The organism is Paenibacillus sp. FSL H3-0310, from assembly GCF_038002785.1.
Taxonomy (GTDB): domain Bacteria; phylum Bacillota; class Bacilli; order Paenibacillales; family Paenibacillaceae; genus Paenibacillus_AQ; species Paenibacillus_AQ odorifer.
The window spans coordinates 2,547,935-2,567,670 of the sequence record NZ_JBBODC010000001.1 but is presented as its reverse complement, the minus strand read 5'-3'; the positions used below and the strand labels follow the sequence as shown (position 1 = coordinate 2,567,670).

23 protein-coding genes, 1 tRNA gene and 2 riboswitches are annotated in these 19,736 nt (G+C 40.9%); of the genes, 6 read left to right on the top strand and 18 right to left on the bottom strand.

What is annotated here, in order from left to right; translation table 11 throughout:
• Entirely contained in the window at nt 1–474 is a 474-nt protein-coding gene (queF, locus tag MHH63_RS11660) for a preQ(1) synthase (RefSeq protein ID WP_036687775.1), read from the bottom strand.
• Nucleotides 475–637: 163 nt separating this feature from the next.
• Nucleotides 638–681: riboswitch (PreQ1 riboswitch) on the bottom strand.
• Between the two features lie 312 nt (nt 682–993).
• Between queF and MHH63_RS11655 the strand changes: the two genes are divergently transcribed.
• Nucleotides 994–1,329 (top strand): hypothetical protein, encoded by a 336-nt coding sequence (locus tag MHH63_RS11655; protein WP_036687547.1) that lies wholly within the window; start codon nt 994–996, stop codon nt 1,327–1,329.
• Between the two features lie 64 nt (nt 1,330–1,393).
• Here the strand turns inward: MHH63_RS11655 and murB are convergent, their stop codons facing one another.
• The 10 genes from murB to MHH63_RS11605 all read right to left on the bottom strand — a co-directional run bounded on the left by murB (nt 1,394) and on the right by MHH63_RS11605 (nt 12,457).
• Nucleotides 1,394–2,305, bottom strand: a complete 912-nt coding sequence (gene murB / locus MHH63_RS11650; protein ID WP_076106777.1) for a UDP-N-acetylmuramate dehydrogenase — start codon at nt 2,303–2,305, stop codon at nt 1,394–1,396.
• A gap of 150 nt (nt 2,306–2,455) precedes the next feature.
• A complete protein-coding gene (locus MHH63_RS11645) occupies nt 2,456–3,256 on the bottom strand; it encodes an ABC transporter ATP-binding protein (RefSeq protein WP_036687549.1) in 801 nt (266 codons plus the stop codon).
• Nucleotides 3,257–3,311: 55 nt separating this feature from the next.
• On the bottom strand, nt 3,312–4,346 hold the full coding sequence (locus tag MHH63_RS11640; RefSeq protein WP_076184380.1) for a FecCD family ABC transporter permease: 1,035 nt from the start codon (nt 4,344–4,346) through the stop codon (nt 3,312–3,314).
• Entirely contained in the window at nt 4,346–5,401 is a 1,056-nt protein-coding gene (locus tag MHH63_RS11635; RefSeq protein ID WP_076184381.1) for a FecCD family ABC transporter permease, read from the bottom strand. Before MHH63_RS11635 ends, MHH63_RS11640 begins: the two co-directional genes overlap by 1 nt.
• A gap of 219 nt (nt 5,402–5,620) precedes the next feature.
• The gene (locus MHH63_RS11630; protein WP_341171558.1) at nt 5,621–6,628 is read right to left on the bottom strand and encodes an iron-hydroxamate ABC transporter substrate-binding protein; all 1,008 of its coding nucleotides are present in this window, start codon (nt 6,626–6,628) and stop codon (nt 5,621–5,623) included.
• Between the two features lie 203 nt (nt 6,629–6,831).
• On the bottom strand, nt 6,832–8,649 hold the full coding sequence (locus MHH63_RS11625) for an APC family permease (protein WP_076126699.1): 1,818 nt from the start codon (nt 8,647–8,649) through the stop codon (nt 6,832–6,834).
• Between the two features lie 123 nt (nt 8,650–8,772).
• A riboswitch (cyclic di-AMP (ydaO/yuaA leader) is annotated at nt 8,773–8,932 on the bottom strand.
• 194 nt (nt 8,933–9,126) lie between these two features.
• On the bottom strand, nt 9,127–9,591 hold the full coding sequence (locus tag MHH63_RS11620) for a disulfide oxidoreductase (protein WP_076126701.1): 465 nt from the start codon (nt 9,589–9,591) through the stop codon (nt 9,127–9,129).
• The gene (locus MHH63_RS11615) at nt 9,588–10,340 is read right to left on the bottom strand and encodes a DsbA family protein (protein WP_081387610.1); all 753 of its coding nucleotides are present in this window, start codon (nt 10,338–10,340) and stop codon (nt 9,588–9,590) included. The genes MHH63_RS11620 and MHH63_RS11615 overlap by 4 nt, the downstream gene beginning before the upstream one ends.
• A gap of 161 nt (nt 10,341–10,501) precedes the next feature.
• On the bottom strand, nt 10,502–11,818 hold the full coding sequence (locus MHH63_RS11610) for a hemolysin family protein (protein ID WP_036687555.1): 1,317 nt from the start codon (nt 11,816–11,818) through the stop codon (nt 10,502–10,504).
• A gap of 573 nt (nt 11,819–12,391) precedes the next feature.
• Nucleotides 12,392–12,457 (bottom strand) — tRNA-Ile (locus MHH63_RS11605).
• A 193-nt stretch (nt 12,458–12,650) separates the two neighbouring features.
• Here MHH63_RS11605 and MHH63_RS11600 point away from each other — a divergent pair.
• Together MHH63_RS11600 and MHH63_RS11595 are read left to right on the top strand one after the other, a co-directional pair.
• Nucleotides 12,651–13,703, top strand: coding sequence for an MBL fold metallo-hydrolase (locus tag MHH63_RS11600; protein ID WP_341171557.1), 1,053 nt, complete (start codon nt 12,651–12,653; stop codon nt 13,701–13,703).
• Entirely contained in the window at nt 13,703–13,918 is a 216-nt protein-coding gene (locus tag MHH63_RS11595; RefSeq protein WP_341171556.1) for a DUF3006 domain-containing protein, read from the top strand. Before MHH63_RS11600 ends, MHH63_RS11595 begins: the two co-directional genes overlap by 1 nt.
• A 36-nt stretch (nt 13,919–13,954) precedes the next feature.
• Here MHH63_RS11595 and MHH63_RS11590 read toward each other — a convergent pair whose 3' ends face one another.
• From MHH63_RS11590 to MHH63_RS11580, 3 genes are read right to left on the bottom strand one after another with little or no spacing between them, the layout of a single operon-like run.
• Entirely contained in the window at nt 13,955–14,287 is a 333-nt protein-coding gene (locus MHH63_RS11590) for a YolD-like family protein (protein WP_341171555.1), read from the bottom strand.
• 13 nt (nt 14,288–14,300) lie between these two features.
• Nucleotides 14,301–14,588, bottom strand: coding sequence for a hypothetical protein (locus tag MHH63_RS11585; protein WP_341171554.1), 288 nt, complete (start codon nt 14,586–14,588; stop codon nt 14,301–14,303).
• Nucleotides 14,581–14,772 (bottom strand): hypothetical protein, encoded by a 192-nt coding sequence (locus MHH63_RS11580; RefSeq protein ID WP_341170949.1) that lies wholly within the window; start codon nt 14,770–14,772, stop codon nt 14,581–14,583. Before MHH63_RS11580 ends, MHH63_RS11585 begins: the two co-directional genes overlap by 8 nt.
• 270 nt (nt 14,773–15,042) lie before the next feature.
• Between MHH63_RS11580 and MHH63_RS11575 the strand changes: the two genes are divergently transcribed.
• Nucleotides 15,043–15,909: a hypothetical protein gene (locus MHH63_RS11575; RefSeq protein ID WP_341171553.1), complete on the top strand. Its 867-nt coding sequence runs from the start codon at nt 15,043–15,045 to the stop codon at nt 15,907–15,909.
• A gap of 54 nt (nt 15,910–15,963) precedes the next feature.
• Here the strand turns inward: MHH63_RS11575 and MHH63_RS11570 are convergent, their stop codons facing one another.
• The gene (locus tag MHH63_RS11570; RefSeq protein ID WP_341171552.1) at nt 15,964–16,179 is read right to left on the bottom strand and encodes a hypothetical protein; all 216 of its coding nucleotides are present in this window, start codon (nt 16,177–16,179) and stop codon (nt 15,964–15,966) included.
• A gap of 11 nt (nt 16,180–16,190) precedes the next feature.
• Nucleotides 16,191–16,436 (bottom strand): hypothetical protein, encoded by a 246-nt coding sequence (locus MHH63_RS11565; RefSeq protein ID WP_341171551.1) that lies wholly within the window; start codon nt 16,434–16,436, stop codon nt 16,191–16,193.
• Nucleotides 16,437–16,647: 211 nt separating this feature from the next.
• Here MHH63_RS11565 and MHH63_RS11560 point away from each other — a divergent pair, with 211 nt between their 5' ends.
• Nucleotides 16,648–16,875, top strand: a complete 228-nt coding sequence (locus MHH63_RS11560; protein ID WP_341171550.1) for a hypothetical protein — start codon at nt 16,648–16,650, stop codon at nt 16,873–16,875.
• 229 nt (nt 16,876–17,104) lie between these two features.
• Here MHH63_RS11560 and MHH63_RS11555 read toward each other — a convergent pair whose 3' ends face one another.
• Nucleotides 17,105–18,052 (bottom strand): ETEC_3214 domain-containing protein, encoded by a 948-nt coding sequence (locus tag MHH63_RS11555; protein ID WP_341171549.1) that lies wholly within the window; start codon nt 18,050–18,052, stop codon nt 17,105–17,107.
• Nucleotides 18,053–18,364: 312 nt separating this feature from the next.
• On the bottom strand, nt 18,365–19,039 hold the full coding sequence (locus MHH63_RS11550; protein ID WP_341171548.1) for a hypothetical protein: 675 nt from the start codon (nt 19,037–19,039) through the stop codon (nt 18,365–18,367).
• 305 nt (nt 19,040–19,344) lie between these two features.
• On the opposite strand from MHH63_RS11550, the gene MHH63_RS11545 reads away from it, so the two are divergent.
• A complete protein-coding gene (locus MHH63_RS11545; RefSeq protein WP_341171547.1) occupies nt 19,345–19,638 on the top strand; it encodes a hypothetical protein in 294 nt (97 codons plus the stop codon).
• Nucleotides 19,639–19,736: the final 98 nt, after the last annotated feature.

The window sequence follows — 19,736 nt, the reverse complement described above, 5'->3', positions numbered from 1 at the left end:
TTAGCGGTTGTCCACTTTTTCTGGATAGAGGTCGTGATTGATTAAGCGGTGTTCCGCCATCGCCTCATACTTCGTACCCGGTCTTCCATAGTTGCAATAAGGATCAATTGAAATGCCTCCGCGCGGAGTGAACTTGCCCCATACCTCAATGTAACGCGGATCCATCAGTGAGATCAGATCATTCATAATAATGTTGACACAGTCCTCATGGAAATCACCATGGTTGCGGAAGCTAAACAGATACAGCTTTAATGATTTGGATTCCACCATTTTTTGTTCAGGAATATACGAAATATACAGCGTGGCAAAATCCGGCTGACCCGTTACAGGACACAAGCTAGTGAACTCAGGGCAGTTGAATTTAACAAAATAATCACGCCCGGGATGTTTGTTATCAAACACCTCCAGAATGTCTGGATCATAACCAAACTTGTACTGTGTTCCCTGATTACCAAGCAAAGTAACTTCTTGCATTTCCTCTTTCAATCTTCCTTCTGACACGACAAAAAACCCCTCTCTTTTCCTTCGGCCTTGGCCGGTAATGGAAAGAAGAACGAGATTTCGAAAACTTGGCTCCACTAAGAAGAAACGGAAGCAACGTCCGGATAAAGGACAGCAACCGCTTGTACTGTTTAATATATTCTTAGTTTTTTATAGAGGGAGTTCGCGAACCTCTCCTGCACAACTTTAGCGCAGACTTCTTCTTAAAGCATATTGCGTCTTGAACTATACCATGGGTAGCCCGCTCCTGACAAGTTCTACTCTTTACTGTTACCTTATATAGATCAGCAAATAACTCCAGATTAACGTGGATAGACCTGCGTATGTAGAGATTAGGAAGCTCAAAAACCACGGCAATTTGATCGCGGATTTCTTTTTAATTACATGAACTATTCATACAGTTAATTAAGATGTGGCAAAAAAAAGGATTCAAATCCTAAGAAAAGGGTAACTTATTCATAATAATCTTCGAGCTAAGGGTGGGAGCATTTTATGGAACAAAGTATACAGCAGCTTATGGATTGGCTTAACAATCATTTAAATGAAACAATCGCTATTGAAAAGAAAGAACTTCGTGATTTGGATAAAGTTCATTTCAATTTAGAGTCCGTAGATTTCCGGAGTGCAGATGACGTAATTGATGAATATCTTGGAAGTGCACTGATATTAAGAGGTTTCGGCAGCACACTTAACGCCGATGGTGAACTGGTATCCCTGCCACAATCCACTTATGATTTAGCTGTTGAAGGTCTTCAAATCGTAGACTTAGCCGACCGCAAGGCAGAAATAACTACGGACAGAGCTAATTACACCCTTTCAGTAGATTAAACGAACATGATTATGATAAGCAAAAAGAGCCCACAGCGATCTGCGGGCTCTTTTTGCTTATCATTTATTCTTCTCCAATGATCTCCACTTCAGTTTCAAGCTCTACACCGAATTTATCCTTCACAGTCGCTCTTACATGGTGGATTAGCCCGATGTAATCACTGGCTGTTGCATTATCTGCATTCACAATAAATCCCGCATGCTTCTTGGATACCTCAGCACCGCCGATTCTTGTACCCTGTAAGCCGCTCTCTTGAATTAACTGTCCTGCAAAACGGCCTGGAGGCCGCTTAAATACACTCCCACAGGATGGATACTCAAGCGGTTGCTTCGATTCACGTAAATAAGTTAGTTCATCCATTTTTGCCTTGATCGTTAAAACATCACCGGAAGTCATAGCAAATTTGGCCTCAAGTACAATATACTCACCGCTTGCGAATACACTTTTTCTGTATCCCCATTGCAGCTCATCTCCTTGCAGAGTTACCAATTGCCCGTTCTTATTTATAGCTAGTGCACTATGCAGGACATCTTTGATCTCACCGCCATAAGCACCTGCGTTCATATAGAGCGCTCCACCAACTGTTCCTGGAATGCCACAGGCGAACTCAAGACCCGTAAGCTCCTTATCAAGCGCATATCTGGAAACATCAATTATTTTGGCACCACATTGCGCATATAAGAGATTGTCGCGAATTCCCATTTCGGTCAGTCCTGCCGTTTGCAGAACGATTCCACGTACCCCTCCATCACGGATAATCACATTGGAGCCATTCCCAAGTACCGTAAGGGTTATCCCATTTTGTTCTGCATATGTAACGATCTTTTGAATTTCATCATAAGTAGCTGGTGCAGCCAAAATATCAGCTTTGCCGCCCATTTTAGTGTACACGTGATCTTTTAAATTCTCATGACTTTTCACTATTCCTGCAGTCATTAGCTGCTCTAGATCATCTTGAATTTTGTCAATATTCATGTTTTCATGCTCCTTTAACCATGTATAAATGATGGTCCTTGATCTATTTTAAAGAGTTATTATGAAATTGTAGGCAACCACAACTGTAACAACGAACAGGCTCCCTTGTCAATGACGGGAGCCTGTTCGTTGTATGTTTTTAGATGATAATTACACAGCTTTATAGGCAGCAAGCTCGTAAGGAAGACACAGTGGCACACCCGTACGTGGATCCGGAACGATATCCGCTTCAATTCCAAACACTTCCCGCAATACATCTGGTGTCATAACCTCAGTAGGTGAGCCTTCGCTAACCACAGTACCGGACTTAATCGCTACCATATGCTGCGCATAACGAGTAGCATGATTCAAATCATGCACGACCATGATGATGGTACGGCCTTCTTCCTCATTCAGCTTTTGCAAAAGCTGAAGAACTTCGAGCTGATGCGCCATATCTAGAAACGTTGTAGGCTCGTCAAGGAATAAAATATCTGTTTCTTGAGCTAACGCCATAGCGATCCAAGCGCGTTGACGTTGTCCACCAGAGAGACGGTCAATAGGGCGATCATGAAAAGATTCCATGCCCGTAACAGAGATGGCATTGGAGATGATGTTGCGATCTTCTGCGGTCATCGTGCCAAATCCCTTTTGATGAGGGAAGCGACCGTAACTGACCAGCTCAGATACCGTCAGACCGTCAGGAGCCGTTGGGTTCTGCGGTAGAATCGCTAGCTGACGAGCAACCTCTTTAGTTGAAAAGTTATGAATCGATTTGCCGTCCAGCATTACGGTGCCACTCTTCGGCTTCATAATCCGGGCCATCGTTTTGAGGATTGTAGATTTACCGGAGCCGTTAGCGCCCACTAGTGCGGTGATTTTTCCCGTAGGGATAGACAAGTTCAAGCCTTTAACTATAGTAGCCTCTGCATACCCAATACTTAATTCTTCTGTATTCAAACGTTCTGACATGATCTACAACTCCCTTAAAAGTTTTATGGAGCTATGCTCCTAAGTATGAACTAATTTACGCTTTAGACTTGGCGAGTAAATATAAAAAGTAAGGTGCGCCAATAATCGCAACCACAATGCCAGTCGGAACTTCCGCAGGTTGCAGCACCCATCTGCCGATGGTATCAGCGGTAATCATAAGAAGCGCCCCTGTCAAAGCACTAGCAGGTAATAACACTTGATGGCGGGGTCCCACGAGCCTGCGAGCCAGGTGTGGTGCTATCAGGCCGACGAAGCCAATACCTCCGCTTACCGCGACGCAGGAGCCGGCAAGCGCTACGGCTGTTACCAGAAGGAGAATACGTTCCTTCTCCACACGCATTCCTAGACCTAATGAAGTATGGTCCCCTAGATTCAATACATTTAGAACCCGGGCTTTATAGAAGGCGAACGGTAACAGAATCGCGATCCAAGGCAGCAAAGCAAGGACGAATCTCCAATCCCCACCCCATATTTTCCCGGCGATCCAAGTAGCTACAAATTGATAATTATTAGGATCAAGCCTAAGTGCCAATACAAGCTGGCAAGCATTGATTCCTGCAGCGACCGCAATCCCGATAAGGATCAGCCTTGTAGGAGACAGACCATCTGCCTTCCGGTAGGCAAGAATATAGATTAAAGCTGCGGTCAGGCCAGCCCCACCAAGCGCTAGGAGAGGCAAGACAAATACCGGAGCTGCTGTTGTAGCCGGAAAAAACGAGATAAAAATGATTACCGCAAAACCTGCACCAGCACTTATGCCCAGCGTAGCCGGTTCAGCGAGTGCATTACGTGCGAGACTTTGTAGAATACAGCCCGATACTGCAAAGCCCGCTCCAACTAACAATGAAATTACGATGCGGGGTAATCTGAAATCAAATAAAATAAGCTTTTGCTGATGTGTTCCATCACCCATGAGTGTATGTAATACCTCTAGTGGGGATAGACGCATAAACCCTGTATTCATACTGACTATAAACACAACGACGATCAGTATAGCAAGGAGCGCTAACACCGTTAAGGCGCGTGTGCGGCGTTCTTTTTCATCTGGAGTAAGGGTTAATTTGGGCATTACAGCTCCCCCTTCCGCTTACTCGCTAAATAAATAAAGAACGGTACGCCGATGATGGCAATTAAAGCTCCTAGCGGTGTCTCATAAGGTGCATTTATCATTCTTGCGGCAATATCTGCAAAGATAATCAATAAGCTCCCTAGAACTGCCGAGCAAGGGATAATCCAGCGGTAGTCCACTCCAACGAAATAACGTGTAACATGTGGAATAATTAGTCCTATAAAAGCAATCGGGCCAACCGTTGAAACCGCGCTTCCAGCTAAGATAACCACAACAATCATACATGCCAATTGAACTATCCTTGTCCGCTGCCCCAGACCAACCGCTACTTCTCTTCCTAAGCTGAGCAATGTGACGGATCGTGATAACATCATTGCTGCAATTAAGGCTACGGCCACCCAAGGGAATATAATCTTGATCTGAGTCCAGCTAGCTCCACCCATCCCACCAGCTAACCAGAAGGCTATGTCCTGAGATAAGTTGAAAAGAATAGCTACTCCCTGACTAATAGCAACCAATAAAGCACTAACAGCCGAACCTGCTAATGTCAATCGCAAGGGGGTCAGGCCATTAAAAGAAAGCGAACCGATTCCGAATACGATAAAAGAGGCCACAGCGGCACCGATAAAGCAATACAACATTAGTGAAGTGAATGAGAGTGAGGGTGCAAAAGCAAATACTATGGCCAGCGCTACCCCTGCTCCTGCATTCAAGCCTAACAGCCCTGAATCCGCAAGCGGGTTTCTTGTCATCCCCTGCATGATAGCCCCTGCTACTGCGAAGCAAGCACCGACTAAGGCGCCAGCAATAGCACGTGGAAATCGCAGTTCTCTAATTACCTGATGTTTTTGTAAATCTGGATTGAAATGAAATATAGCTTCCCATACCGTAGCTAACTTGATATCTGCTGCACCTACTGAGACCGAAAGTGCCAATCCGAAGGCAATGGCAGCAAGTCCAAAAATAAGAATACCAATGGCAGCTGCCGGTCGGGTATGTAGAGCTTTTTTGGGTTCATTTTTAATACGATTTGCGAAATCTGAGGGTGAAACCATGAGTCGTCTCCTTATTCAATAGTTACAATGGTTTATATGATAACAACAATCATTCTCATTATCGCAAAAATATTTATGTTGTACAATTGCAGGATCGATTTTTCCGTACTATGGGTTGGTTTATAAAAAAATGGTGCAGATCTTTGTATCCCGAGATACTTGATCTGCACGCTCTTCCCCACCGAAATGATCAGTCTCATTCATGGTGAATTACGACTTTTATTTCACAAGACTTTTTAGCACATCGTCAATGATTTTTCTGCCAGCGTTCGCACCACTGTAAAGCCAGCTGCTTGTTGAGCTCATTTCATGCACATTTCCAGCTTTTACAGCTGGGATGCCCTTCCAGATTGCACTATCTAGGATCTCCAAACCCTCAGTCTTATCACTATTTACAAGGAAAATATGATCTGCGGTCAGCTCAGAAAGCTTCTCTAGTGAGATCGGATTCCAAGTTGCTCTTGTTCCTACTGGGATCTCTGTTACTAAGTTAGGCAGCGTTACGCCAAGGTCTGTATATAATACAGCTCCACTGCTGCGGGTTTCGTCTACAATATAGAAGTTTTTTTGCACCAACCATAAAATAGCCGCGGACTCTTGTCCAATAGCTCCTGCAAGCTGTTCTTTCGCAGCCGCTGCTTTAACATCATAATCTTTAATGGCTTTTTCTGCTTCAGGGGTTTTGTTCAAAATCTCACCCATCTTGAGCAACGATTTGCGCCAATCTTGATTTAGTTCATCCCCAATTACATAAGTGGGTGCAATCTTATTCAACTGATCGTAAATCCCGTTCTGAACAGAAGACTCCGATGGGATGATAATAAGATCCGGAGCAAAGCTGGTTACAGCCTCTAACGGAAGGTCGTAACTAATTGTAGGAACATCCTTCAATTCAGTGGCCAGATAATCCTGAACGCCGTTTGTAACTGACCATTGAGCTACTGGAGTTACACCCAGAGTTACCAAAGAGTCTTCCAAATATGAACCCAGAACGCGCTGTGGATTAGCCGGAATCGTTACTTTATGACCCATTGCATCTGTTAACGTCTTAGGTGCAGCAGGTGCCTCTGTAGATTCTGCTGTAGGCGCTGTTGTAGGCGCTGTTCCTGCATTTGATGAGCTTTCAGCATTATTATTACCACAAGCGGAAAGTATTAGCGTCATCACTATTAGTCCGCTCATCGTCACTTTCATGCTTCCTGATCTTTTTCTGTTAAGCCAAAACATTAAAAACCCTCCTATATGTAACTGCTTTGATATTCAAAGGTGACCTTTACCTCTGCTTCACTTTTAAATGATATTGATTCTCATTCTCTGTGTCAACATATAAATTTCAAATTCTGTGGATTTGCAACAATTTCCTTCATATAAAATACAAAAGAGGTTATATTCCGAACGTTCCGGATATAACCTCATCTTTAATCTTCTACTTATTTATTTAAATGATACGGGACAGTCGCTACTACAACGTCCTTTTGATTCATTAGATACGAGCGGATTAAAAAGCTGGTCTGATTATGAAGCACGGCTTGCCACCAATGTTTGGTAATAAACTGTGGAATCAGAATCGTGATGTGATCCGTCGCAGCGGTCTTCCACTCTACCGTATCGATAAACTTCACTAACGGACGAATGATACTACGATATCTGGAACGAAGAACAATCAGGCGTACACCTGGATTCCATTCCTCCCACCGTTGCTCCATCTTATGAATGTCTTCTTCATCAAAGCCTACATACACAGCAACAACATTATCTGTTAGAGACTTCGCATAGCTGATGGAATGTAATACAGCACGTGTAACCCCTGCAACAGGAACAACTACAGTACTTCCTTTAATTACAGGTTTATCAGTAGCCGGACATATACGCAGTTGATCCGCAGTATTCAAATAATGCTTATGAATACGGTGGAACACGAACATTACAGCAGGTAAGAAAATGAATGCCATCCATACGCTCGAGAATTTAGTAATGATAAATATAAGCGTAATCGTCAATGTAGTCAGCATACCGATGGTATTTACTACAAATCTTTTCACCCATCCAGCGGGTCTTGTTTTGATCCAATGCACCATCATCCCCAGTTGGGATAAGGTAAAAGGAATGAACACGCCTACCGCATATAGTGGAATCAAACCTTCCGTATTCCCATGGAATGCAGTCACAAGTATGATAGACATAACTCCTAGAAAAATAATGCCGTTTGAGAAGCCCAGGCGGTCACCACGGACCATAAATGCATGTGGCAGATATTTATCTTTTGCAAACATAAAGGCGAGCAGCGGAAACGCTGAATATGCTGTATTAGCTGCCAAGAACAAAATCACTGCTGTAATCCCTTGAATGAAAAAGTACAATCCGCCACGGCCAAAGGTCGATTCAGCGATCTGAGAGACAACCGTAGCCTTTTCATCTGGCACAATACCATACCAATATGCCAGCACAGTGATTCCGGTAAACATAAAGCCAAGGATAAGTCCCATGATCATTAGCGTCTTGGCTGCATTTTTCTCAGCCGGTGCCTTAAAGTTTGGGATCGCATTAGATACGGCCTCAACCCCCGTTAGGGCTGAACAACCAGAGCTAAACGCTTTTAATAGTAGAAACAAACTTACATTAGATACGGCGCTGCCTATTTCAGGAACATTCGCATGCGCGCCACCCATTGCATATTTAACGATACCGGAGATAATCAGAACAACAATCGAAACCACAAACAAATACACTGGAATTGCGATAAATGAAGCCGATTCAGTCACTCCGCGAAGATTAATGATTGTTAATAAAACGATAACAGATACAGCGATGAGAACAGTATGATTATGAAGACTTGGAAAAGCCGATGTGATCGCATCCGTCCCTGCCGAGGCACTAACCGCTACGGTAAGAATGTAATCCACCAATAATGAACCCCCAGCGAGCAGCCCTGTCGGAATACCAAGATTACTCTTGGCTACGATATAAGCTCCGCCTCCTTGCGGATAAGCAAAAATCGTCTGCCGATAGGATAAAATCAGGATGGCCAGCAGGCCCAATACGGCTAATGCAATTGGCAGGGAATACCAGATGGCAGTAAACCCGGCAGCCACTAGTACAATCAGAATTTGTTCCGTTCCGTAGGCTACAGACGAGAGCGCATCAGAAGACAGAACAGCCAGTGCTTTAACCTTGGATAACTTTTCATGATCGAGTTCATTCGACTTCATCGGACGTCCGATCAATAGTCGTTTTACCTTGCTTACCATGGTGGATACAGTTCCTTTCTTTGGGAGCTGAAACGGAATTTCCGTGCGCTGTTTTCATCGGTGGATTTCATAAATGCAGACACAAAATAAGCATACGGAAATGATCCGCATGCTTATGCATGGTCATTTTCCCACCTTGCTTACGAGGTTAGCTGGCGGATTCGGGCTGTGGTTATAGCCCTACGGTAGAGGTCTGTTCGACCCGGTTCCGATTCACCCCATTGGCATGAATGCCAAGTTTGGTTCCCCCGTTTTTCCTAAGAAAATTCAGCGCATATTCAACTTCTCACAAGGTCTAATATTAGTCTACAAAGTGCCTACAGTAAAGCGTTGAAAAAAATGAAAAAAGAATGAAAAAACATCCAATAAGCTCAAATATAGCGTCTTATTGGATGCTCTCTTTCATTATCTTCAATTATCCCTCTAGCCCGTGATTTTAATACCTTTTCAGCTTTTTTGTACCTTCCAAAGTAAAAACTAAAATCCTAAGCTCTCCTCAGCATCTACTTCAATCACTTCTTCTTCCCTACGTCCATACCAAAGAAGGAGACTTATTAGAGCAAAAGCGATTAAAGCTAACAAAGGAATCGTTATAAATCCGAAGTAGTTCAAGTAATCTTTATTACAAGGAACACCAACTGTACAAGGTAGAACTTTACTTAACGCTGGAATCTTCTGTTCCGCATAATGATAGATTGAGATACTGCCACCAATCAAACTTAATGGAAGCACATAAGGAATGATGCGCTTATCTCCACGGAAAGTGGCAATTCCCAACAAAAATAACTGCGGATACATAAAAATCCGCTGAAACCAGCAAAGCTTACAAGGTTCATACTTCAAGACTTCACTTAAATACAAGCTACCAGCTACAGCAACCAAAGAGACGAACCAGGCCAGATAGAGGCAGTTACGCTTGCAAAAAGATAGGAATTTTGTCACTTTGCCTCCACTGCTTTTGCGGCGGTGTTAATTTCAGATGTAATCGCTTCAATATCGAAAGGTTCAGCCGTTTTCACTCCATTAATGTAGAGCGAAGGCGTAGTTGTCACGCCTGAGTCAGTTGCCAACTGAATGTCTTTCTTCAGCTCATCTGCATAAGTTTTCTCTTGGATGTCTTTACGCAACAGATCGTAATCGATCGCTAATTTCTCTTTTTCAGCAAGGCTTACCAAGAAATCCTCAGTCGCCCATTCCACGCTCTCATCCCCTTGCTGCGCATACACAGCATCATAGAACTTCCAGAATTCATCCTTATTCTGATGGTATACAGACAATGCAGCTAGTGAAGCTGTCTCAGAGTCAGGACCAACGAAAGCCATATTTACAAAGTAAAGAGCTGCTTTTCCCTCGTTGACAAAATCTTGAACAATTTTCGGTTTCATGGAGCCAGCAAATTGGGAACAAGCTGGACATTTGAAATCACCAAATTCAACAAGCTTAACAGGTGCATCCTCATTACCAATCCTAGGTAGCTCACTGTAATTGAATTCTACCGGTTCTCCTGTAGAGACATTCTTTGCTGCATCTTTCGAAGCTAACATAAACAATCCAACAAAAATGATAACTACTACAGCTATTGAACTAATAACTAAAATTCTCGTTTTCTGCTTCTGTTGCTCCTGTTCTACCCGTCGTTTCTCTTGTTTGCTCAACTGGGGAACATTTGGACTTTTTTTAGGTTTACTCAAGGAGAATTCCTTTCTGTCCTCTAGGGACTAATGTAGTTTTTATCATATACATTTAAAATTATATAATTATTAATCTCTTTTTGGCAAACAGTATGGTCAAAAAAAACAGCGTAACTCCAAAAGGAGAAACGCTGCTCTTATTTTAAAAATATATAATTCCATTAAGCTCCAGCTTCTTCATTCAATAACTGTAACCGCAATAGCTTAATTCGAGAAATTCGCTTATTCTCAGTCTCTTCTACAATAAATAGATGATCATCAAATTCTACGGATTGCCCTTTTTGAGGTGGATTAACCTCCAATTTAGAATACAGCCAGCCGCCTATCGTATCGTAATCCTCAGTCTCCATATGAAGACCTAAAAGATCATTAATCTCTTCAATAAGCATCAAACCGTCAATGGAGTGTTCATCCTCGCCAAGCTTCTCAACACCGGGACGTTCCTCATCAAATTCATCCTGAATTTCTCCAACAATTTCCTCCATGATATCTTCCAGTGTCACCATTCCTGAAGTACCCCCATACTCATCGATCAATATGGCGATTTGTGTCTTCGCACGCTGCATAACTTTCAGCAAAGCACTAATCTGAATGGATTCCGGCACGGTCAATATTGGACGAATTAATTTCTGATAACTTTGTGGACGATCCTTAATTAAGTCCTTTATATGGATGAAGCCTAAAATATGATCCTTATCACCGTCACAGACGGGATAACGTGTCCTCATGCCATCATAGGCAATCTCAAGGTTCTCCTCAGCAGAAACATGATTATTCAGACAGATCATCTCTGTCCGCGGAATCATGATCTCCCGAGCCATGGTATCCACAAATTCAAAAATATTGTCAACTAACGCCATTTCAGTATTATCTATAAAGCCGCTTTTGTTACTTTCCTGCATGATAATACGAATTTCTTCTTCCGTATGCGCCGTTCCCAGCTCTGAAGCCGGGGCTAATCGGAAAATTTGCAGTAAACCACGCGCCAGCCCATTAACGATCCATATCACTGGATACATGATTTTGTAAAATACATTCATCGGTCCTGCTGTTAGTAAAAGGACAGATTCAGCCTTGTTAACAGCAATGGTCTTAGGTGCAAGCTCACCTAATACGATATGCAAGATAGTAATGAACATAAGAGCAATAACCAAAGATACAACATTAACAGCAGTTTCTCCTAAACCTATGCTTCCTAATAAAGGCCCGATAAGATTAGCTATAGCTGGTTGACCCAGCCACCCTAACGCAAGCGAAGCCAATGTAATGCCGAGCTGACAGGCTGAGAGGTAGCCATCCAGGTTGCTGACAATGCTTTTTGCATTAAAAGCTTTTTTACTACCTTCTTCAATCAGGGTATCAATTCTACCACTTCGTACTTTCACCATTGCATATTCGACTGAAACAAAAAATCCGTTTAACAATACCAACAAAATAATAAGACCAACATGTAATATACCGGGTAAAGGGTCGCTCAATTTATACTCCTATCCACCATTTTCCGTACATGGATGGATAGGCCCACCTCCTTCGTTTTTTCAGAGTATTGGCAAAATGCTTGCCGTTTGTTCCTTTCAGTATCAATTTCCCAATGGTTTCATCTCCAGTCTAGAATCACGTTTTTGAATATATACTTTATTATATTATTACATAGCCCATCAAAACAGGTCAAAACCAGTGTAAAAATATGATCTATTTTTGCCGCTGATGGACACATACCCCTTAAAAGTAGAAACAGGTACAAACTAATAAAAAGAGATTATGTGATTTTTCCGTGATTTTATCAGATGATTTTCTTTTGTTCTAATTTCTTATAAATGTGTTCCTTCTATTATATATGTTAAGTCTTTAGAACCCGTCCCGTCAACCGGAGCACCTCCAGCTTACGTTGAAGTTCCAATTGCTACTCATGATCATTCGTAACACTTGCCAGTCTAGACTGATTTTCGAACATCAGTCAGTCACAACATCAACGTCATGACCAATGTGACCATTTACTATTGCACTCTCAAGACAGCAAAAAAACTTACAAAGTAAGGTTTTTTGCTAAGTGGGTCCTGAGGGACTCGAACCCCCGACCACTCAGTTATAAACCGACCACTCTAACCAACTGAGCTTGGGGAAAGGTTAAAATAAGCTTAACTGTGTTTCTTTTTCTTCTATTATAGGGGTTTTTCTATTCATGAATTTAACCCTATATCAGATACTTCGTTTACAAATTCGTTAGCAAGTTTTCGTAATGTTCTCTAGAAAAAATTACCTATAACTGATAGAATACTCCCAGAATCATACATTGGGGGTTTATTTTTTATGAAAAGAATTATTGTACCAATCTTCATGTCACTTGTTTTATTGTTGATGCCTGTACTTGCTGAGGCGCATCCAGGACGCACAGATGCAAATGGCGGTCATTATTGCCGCACCAATTGTGCAAAGTGGGGACTGAAAGACGGAGAATACCATTACCACAATGGTGGTAGTTCAAATTCAAAACCTGCTGCCACTGCGAAACCAGCTGTTAAGCCTACTGCGAAACCAACAGCAAAGCCTACTTCTACGCCAGCTCCAGCTTTGCTTTTACCAAAGAAACAAAACGTCGGCACTCTTCAGGTCTACTTTTTCGATGTTGGCCAAGGGGACTCTACCTTAATCCGAACTCCTAATAATCAATATGTCCTCATTGACGGAGGTAATAACGATCAGGGTAAGAATGTAGTAAAATACCTGAACGCCCTTGGTGTAAAGACACTTGATGCCCTGGTTGCTACTCATCCTGACGCAGATCACATTGGTGGGCTAGATGATGTTCTCAAAGCGCTGGATGTTAAATCTGTCTACGCTCCAAAGGTATCACATACCACTGAGACATACAAAGATTTTTTGACCGCTGTAAAGAATGAGGGACGTACCATCAAAGCAGTGACTAAAGGCGTTACCATTCCTTTAACTGGTGTTGAGGCTAAGTTCCTGGCTCCTATTAGAACGTATGGGGATAATCTTAACGACTGGAGTGCTGTCTTAAAGGTCACTTATAAGAACAAGTCCTTCCTCTTTACCGGCGATGCTGAAAAGGCTTCTGAGAACGATATGTTAGCCGATGGCATGAATTTAAAAGCTGATGTATTAAAAGTCGGCCATCATGGCTCCAGTAGTTCGACCAGTAAAGCATTCATCGACGCTGTTAAACCACAGTATGCAATAATAAGTGTCGGTAAAAACAACTACGGGCACCCAGATTCCGGAATACTTACAAGGTTAAAAAATGCGAATACTTCAGTTTTACGGACTGATCAAAAAGGAACCATTACTGCAATAAGTGATGGTAATAAAATCTCTTTTACATCGACTAAGGGGGCAAAGTAATGCGGAAAGGAATCATTGATCGCTTCGAGGGTGAGTATGCCATTATTGAATTTGATGGTCAAACTGAAGATATCCTTAGATCAGAACTACCGGCAGAAATTAAAGCTGGAGACACTCTTATTTTCGAAGAAGGTAAGGTCATGATTGATACTGAGGCTACAGCCTCGCGGAAAGAAGAAATCGATAGTTTAATGGATGAGTTATTCGAGGAATAATAGTTATGCCCCGGTGAACGCTTCCGGGGCATTTTTTTATGTAGTCACTTGAATCACATCGTCAATCTTAATCCAATCATAGTCATCATCCGTTTGCAGTTTGATCCGGCGTAGCTGCTTGTCTATGGCCAGCACAATTCCCCGAAGCTTAATATCTTGAACGGGCTCAAACTGAGTAATTGTTATCTGCTCTCGATATCGTTTCGAATATGCCAGCACTTGATCAATCAATTCCCACTCCTGAGCGTCAAGCATCGGCTTTTTACGATCTCTCCACTGCTGCCCTCGCTCATCACTAATAATCCGAATCTTATGCTCCGGTAACATCATTCTACTGCAATCCCAAATACTCTCCAGTTTCTTAACCATGGTGTCTGCCCTCCTAGTAATCTGTCCAGTAATCTATATGGCCACCGTCCATGCCCCATGAAACAGATGCTGGTCGATCCTCTTTTCGCTCCCATCCCTCAACGACAACTGCACTCTCAGGTAGTTTCCCAAACTCCCACAGAATGTAGTTGTCCTCTGCCAATTCCTGCAGCCCGGCTAGAATCTTTTCTGGTGTCCGTCCGCTCTTTGTCTCCAGTACCTCAAGTGTAGGCCTATAACCGTGATGCACCGAGCAATGCCGCATGATCATCAGCAGCTTGCGGGCCGTATCGCTAAGCATAGCGGTTCTCCTGTGTCGGTTGCCATGACAGGATACTGGATTCTAGAAATACACGGGGCGAATTGGTGGTCAGGCATGTGGCACGGATACGGCCGTCACGAATACCACGGACCTCGATCTTACGTTGCGTAATCTTTTCCGTTTTGTCCTGGTATATAATTTCAACTGTTTGGCCAACACTCATTTTCATGTGATCGCCTCCAAAATAAGAACATTTGTTTGCATTATAAACAAAAATTCATCCAATAACAATAAGAGGAAAATTCCTTCGATGGTTGTTTATGTATTATCCATGAACAAATGTATATTATCCCAAAAATAAGATTTAATGTTTAGACACTTCCCGACATAAATGTTAATATTCATACATTATCCCAATATAAGGAGTGAGCAGGTGAGAAGTTCAATTTAAAATGAAAGACCTCTACAAAATACATACTAGGGAGTGTTTTAATTGAAAAAAATAAAGATAATTATGATGTTCTTGCTTATTTTTTCTGCAATACCAGTATCAAATGCGTTTGCAAAGATAGATTACTCAGGCGGTTTATTCGATGGGAAAATAATATATATATCAAATTCTATAAATCAAACGATCGGTGGTACTTTAAACTTATCTGATAACAATGAAAATACCAATGATACTATTAGTTATCCATCAACTGCATTTATGACTGCTGTATTAACAACCCCATCGAGTATAACTGGCATACGTTTGAAGGCCAACAATCTTATAAGAATAAGTTATATACGGTTATTAGGGGAATCTAATACCATCCTGCACGAATTGACCAGTAGTAGTATAGATATTACCGGGGAGCTTATAACCTTTCCTGCAGTTGAAAATGTAAAGAAAATTATTATGTTAACCTCTGAAGGCACTGGAGTCGTAATTTCAGAGTTCAACGCATATGGTACGGTTTCAACTCCATCTCCAAGTCCTACAATAACACCTGAACCAACTCCAACGGCTACGGCTACTCCTGTACCTACAAGCACCCCTAGTCCAACTGTTTCACCAACACCAACACCGACACCACCAGTGACGCCTAAACCTACAGCAACTCCAGAGCAACCATCCGGAGATCGTGCTATCCTAACTGTCACATTGATTAACGGAAGTGAAAAAGAATATGATCTCCCTATGTCCGAAGTGGAAGCATTCATAAATTGGTACGACGCTCGTGATGCTGGTAGAGGACCAGGTTCATATGCTATTGATAAACACTCAAAAAACAAAGGGCCTTTCAGCAAACGTAAAGACTATGTTGTATTCGATAAAATACTTACATTTGAGGTAAGTGAATACACAATTGAATAATTAAAAATAACCCCGCTGACCAATTAAGGTTGACGGGGTATTTGTTATACACGCTTATGCCAAAACCATTCTAAATTCAAATTCACTTCTCATGTAATAAGCATCAGCAACTTTAACGCTAACCGGACTCCATTTCTGAACTGGACCCTCACAATCAATTATGCAGTCAGCCAAGTCACCACGGCGTTCAAGTATATCCACTTGAGACTGTGACAAAGCAGCCGTTAGAAATTCTGCATCAGTCTTCAAGACTTTGTATACATTACTCAATATGATCACTCCTAAAAAGATAAGGTAGAAAGCGCTACTCCTAATACAATAACTCCTACGATCATCACCACAACACCTTTTCTGTTTTTCAAATAGTTGTATCCACCAATAGATATGAGAACTCCACACATCACTACAACCAACAAAGATAGTTGTTCCTCATCCGCAACATCATAATCATTGAACAATAATGAAATGCCTAGAAGAATAGTTGCCGCACAAAAATGGACACCAAATTCTTTAAATATTTTCTTCATTACAGCACCCCTATGTACTAAAGTACCTCGCCAATACTGGCAGGATACGGTACTTCCGTTGCGTCTATAATACCGGTTGCTGGAGTAATCTGTAAATTACAAATATAGCAAAGAAACCATCCTCACGTATGGCGAATTAATGCTAAAATTAAACAGGGAGGAATTTCCTACTTTCACATTCAGCGCTACCTACGGGGGAGGGAAATAAGACATGGCAATTAGTGCACAGATTTTTGATGCACACAATGATTTTGAAAAACAATTATACATTCCAGTTGCTTCTCTGTCTTTCTTCAGAGAATGCTGGTTACCTGGCGTCCAATCATTAGGTTTACGTTGGACTGAACTTTTTGAGTCAGGTGTAGATGTAACTGAAAAAGAGTTGCCAATTATTCTTGAGGAACTAGATCAATTGAAAAGTGGGCAGATCTCAACCTAAAGAGTATTAAAAAAGAACACTTCTTCGAAAGAGTCGAACAGCTTGAGATAAGACTCCCCACTGCATTTCAGCGTAGTGATACTGTTGTCTATATAGGATAGTTAATTACTACTGGAACTGGACCAAGATCGGCACGCTGCGAACACCAGTATTTACAAAGTTTATCATATAAGCAAAAAATAGACCCGTCAGGCATAAGTCCTTTCTTTCGGGTCTCACTTTCCCATAATTATCTATAAAAGTCCAAACGATAGTAAAGAAGGCCAAATTCCAATTGATCAACTATAAATTCAAAAGCAACATCGGTTCCATATAAAACCCCCTCATTCCCACTAGAAAATCTACCATCAATCACAAAAATAGCGTTAGGATACAACTTCTTCCTATACTTACTTTCAGGATCGGCCTTTATACCTTGTAAGTTCTCATCATTCCTTAAATCATCATATGTATAGATATTATCTCCAACTAGACTATACATAGCTGAATCATTGTTTTGTTTTATTATAGGGGCTTTCCTTATGTAATTTGAAATATAGTCATACAAAGCATCTCTGTTTTTCCGATAACCCAGTTCCGAAACACCATAACCAACAATTAGGTTATTAGTAAATAAGTGACCATAACCAAAATCCATCTCATAATCAGACACATCTCCCCTTGTGCCTGACGCTGAGTAAGTAGTAAATCTCACCTCACCCGAGGCCATATCAAGATAATCATCTTGCTTATGTTTTAATAATGGGAGTGAGTCATCAAAAGGTAATTTAGGATTAAAATTTCTATCTCTTGAAATTAATGCATAACCTAAGATACTTTCGTCTTCCTTATAAAATAGTGTGTAAAGGTAATCTTCTTCTATATAGTCTACCCTAGATATTTTATACTTTCCTCCCTCGGAATTTGTCCAGTATATATCGTGATTCCTGTGCGCCGTACCTAATAAAGTTTCAACATATTTTTTTGAATATCCTATTTTTATATTTTCTAACTTTGTTTCCATAATTCTATGTCTGATAGGAGTTATATCTAAAATCAATGGCTTAAAAATTTCTACTAATCCAACTCCAAGAATTGTCAAAACAATAATCAGTCCGTTAACTATTTTTAGTTTATTCCTCTTAATCCCCCCCCATAGATACCCAAAAAATCTTTTTATCATTCTAATTAATTTCATTTTATTCTCCTAAATATATTTTTTTGGAAAAAGCAATGTTAAGGAGTTATTTTATGTATGTTCTAAATTCAAATCGTTCCCGAACAAACCGAGCTCCAGCAATTTTGATAGACTCCGGAGTGTACCCTTCTACTATACCTCCATAATCCATGAGGTGGCCGAATGGGTCCGGGTACCAGACGGATACTTTTGATTGTGCTATGGCTGCAGCAAGGAAGTCTGTATCGCTCTCCAGGATTTTGTATGTATTATTCAAATTATCACTCCATGAATGAGTATAACGCCTATTAGGCTGTAGTCCATTCTACAATCTTACTGTTCCACCTGAATCTTATCTTTGCTATCTTCTACTCTTCCCTTTTCATCTGCATTAATAACTTTCTTAGCCGTATCAACAATTTTTGTAAATAACGCAAATATAAACTCTGAGCTATAACCTGCCGCAAATATTATTGAATGGATTTTTGAAATTCCAACTATTGCATCGTCTTCAAATTTAACGAGACTGATAAAAATAAAAGGAAATAAAAAAGCCAATAAAAATCGAATGTTGATGCTTTCGTAATCACCTTTTGACACTAATGCTTTAGAAAAAAAATAAGCTGTTGTACCAAAAAATGCAATGAAAACAAAAGAAAAAACCTGATAAGAACTGTACAAAAAAGGCTGTTCTAGCTTGGATAAATTCTCAGCAGTTTTAGTCATGAAAATTGATAAGGATCCGAGAACAACAATGGCCCACATTCCTCGCTTTAGTATCTTTTCTTCATTCTTTTCAGGATGACTTACTAAATCCTTTTCTAATGCTATTAATTCATATTTAATGTCTACCATTTGTGCAAGACTGGATTCCTTTAAGACCAATCTTTTTTCGAGTTTTTTGCATTTTTTTGCTAGTTTAGGTGAATATTCAGGATTTGAAGTTAAGTACTTTTCTCTTAAACGTTCTACTTCTTCAATAAGTATTGCTTGGGTTAATTGCGTCATTGAATGATTCCAACCACCTTATATTCAATTAGGTAATAGATCAAATATAGATCATTTGGAACATTATGTATATGTACTCTATATCACTGAAAGGAAAAAACACAAAGAAATACCCCGCCAATGCTGGCAGGGGATGGCACTTCCGTTGTGAACAGTTCACCTCATACTGACGTAATCTGTAATGCATAATAAATCAGTTCCAAAATCAGATTTCCGGAGCCAAAGTCCACAAATTATTTAATGTTGAACCTTCATCATAATAATCGCATAGGCTATAGTATAAAATCTCTAGGAGGCTAAAAGTAATGGCGTATCCAGGTAGTTATTCATCTGTTCCTCAGGTTCAAGAATGGTTAGGTAAGTATGTTGATATGACATTGGTTGGGAACATCCAAATCAATAGTGCTCTAATAAGCAAAGTTGACCCCATACCAGGAACAGTTGATGCTGGAGTTACTTACATTCAATACCCATATGGAAGACCACCTTTGGTTCAACAAACCACCGCTAGTGCAATTGTAATAATCGGTCAAGCGATGCCACCATTTGTTGATAATAAAAATAATTCAAGCCACAATAACAAACAACGTAATTATTAATTTAGAGAAAAGTTAGTAATGTCATAACCGATACTAAAATTTAGCCTTACAGAACATAACTGTCTGTAGGGCTAATAATAATCATATTTCCTAAGTGG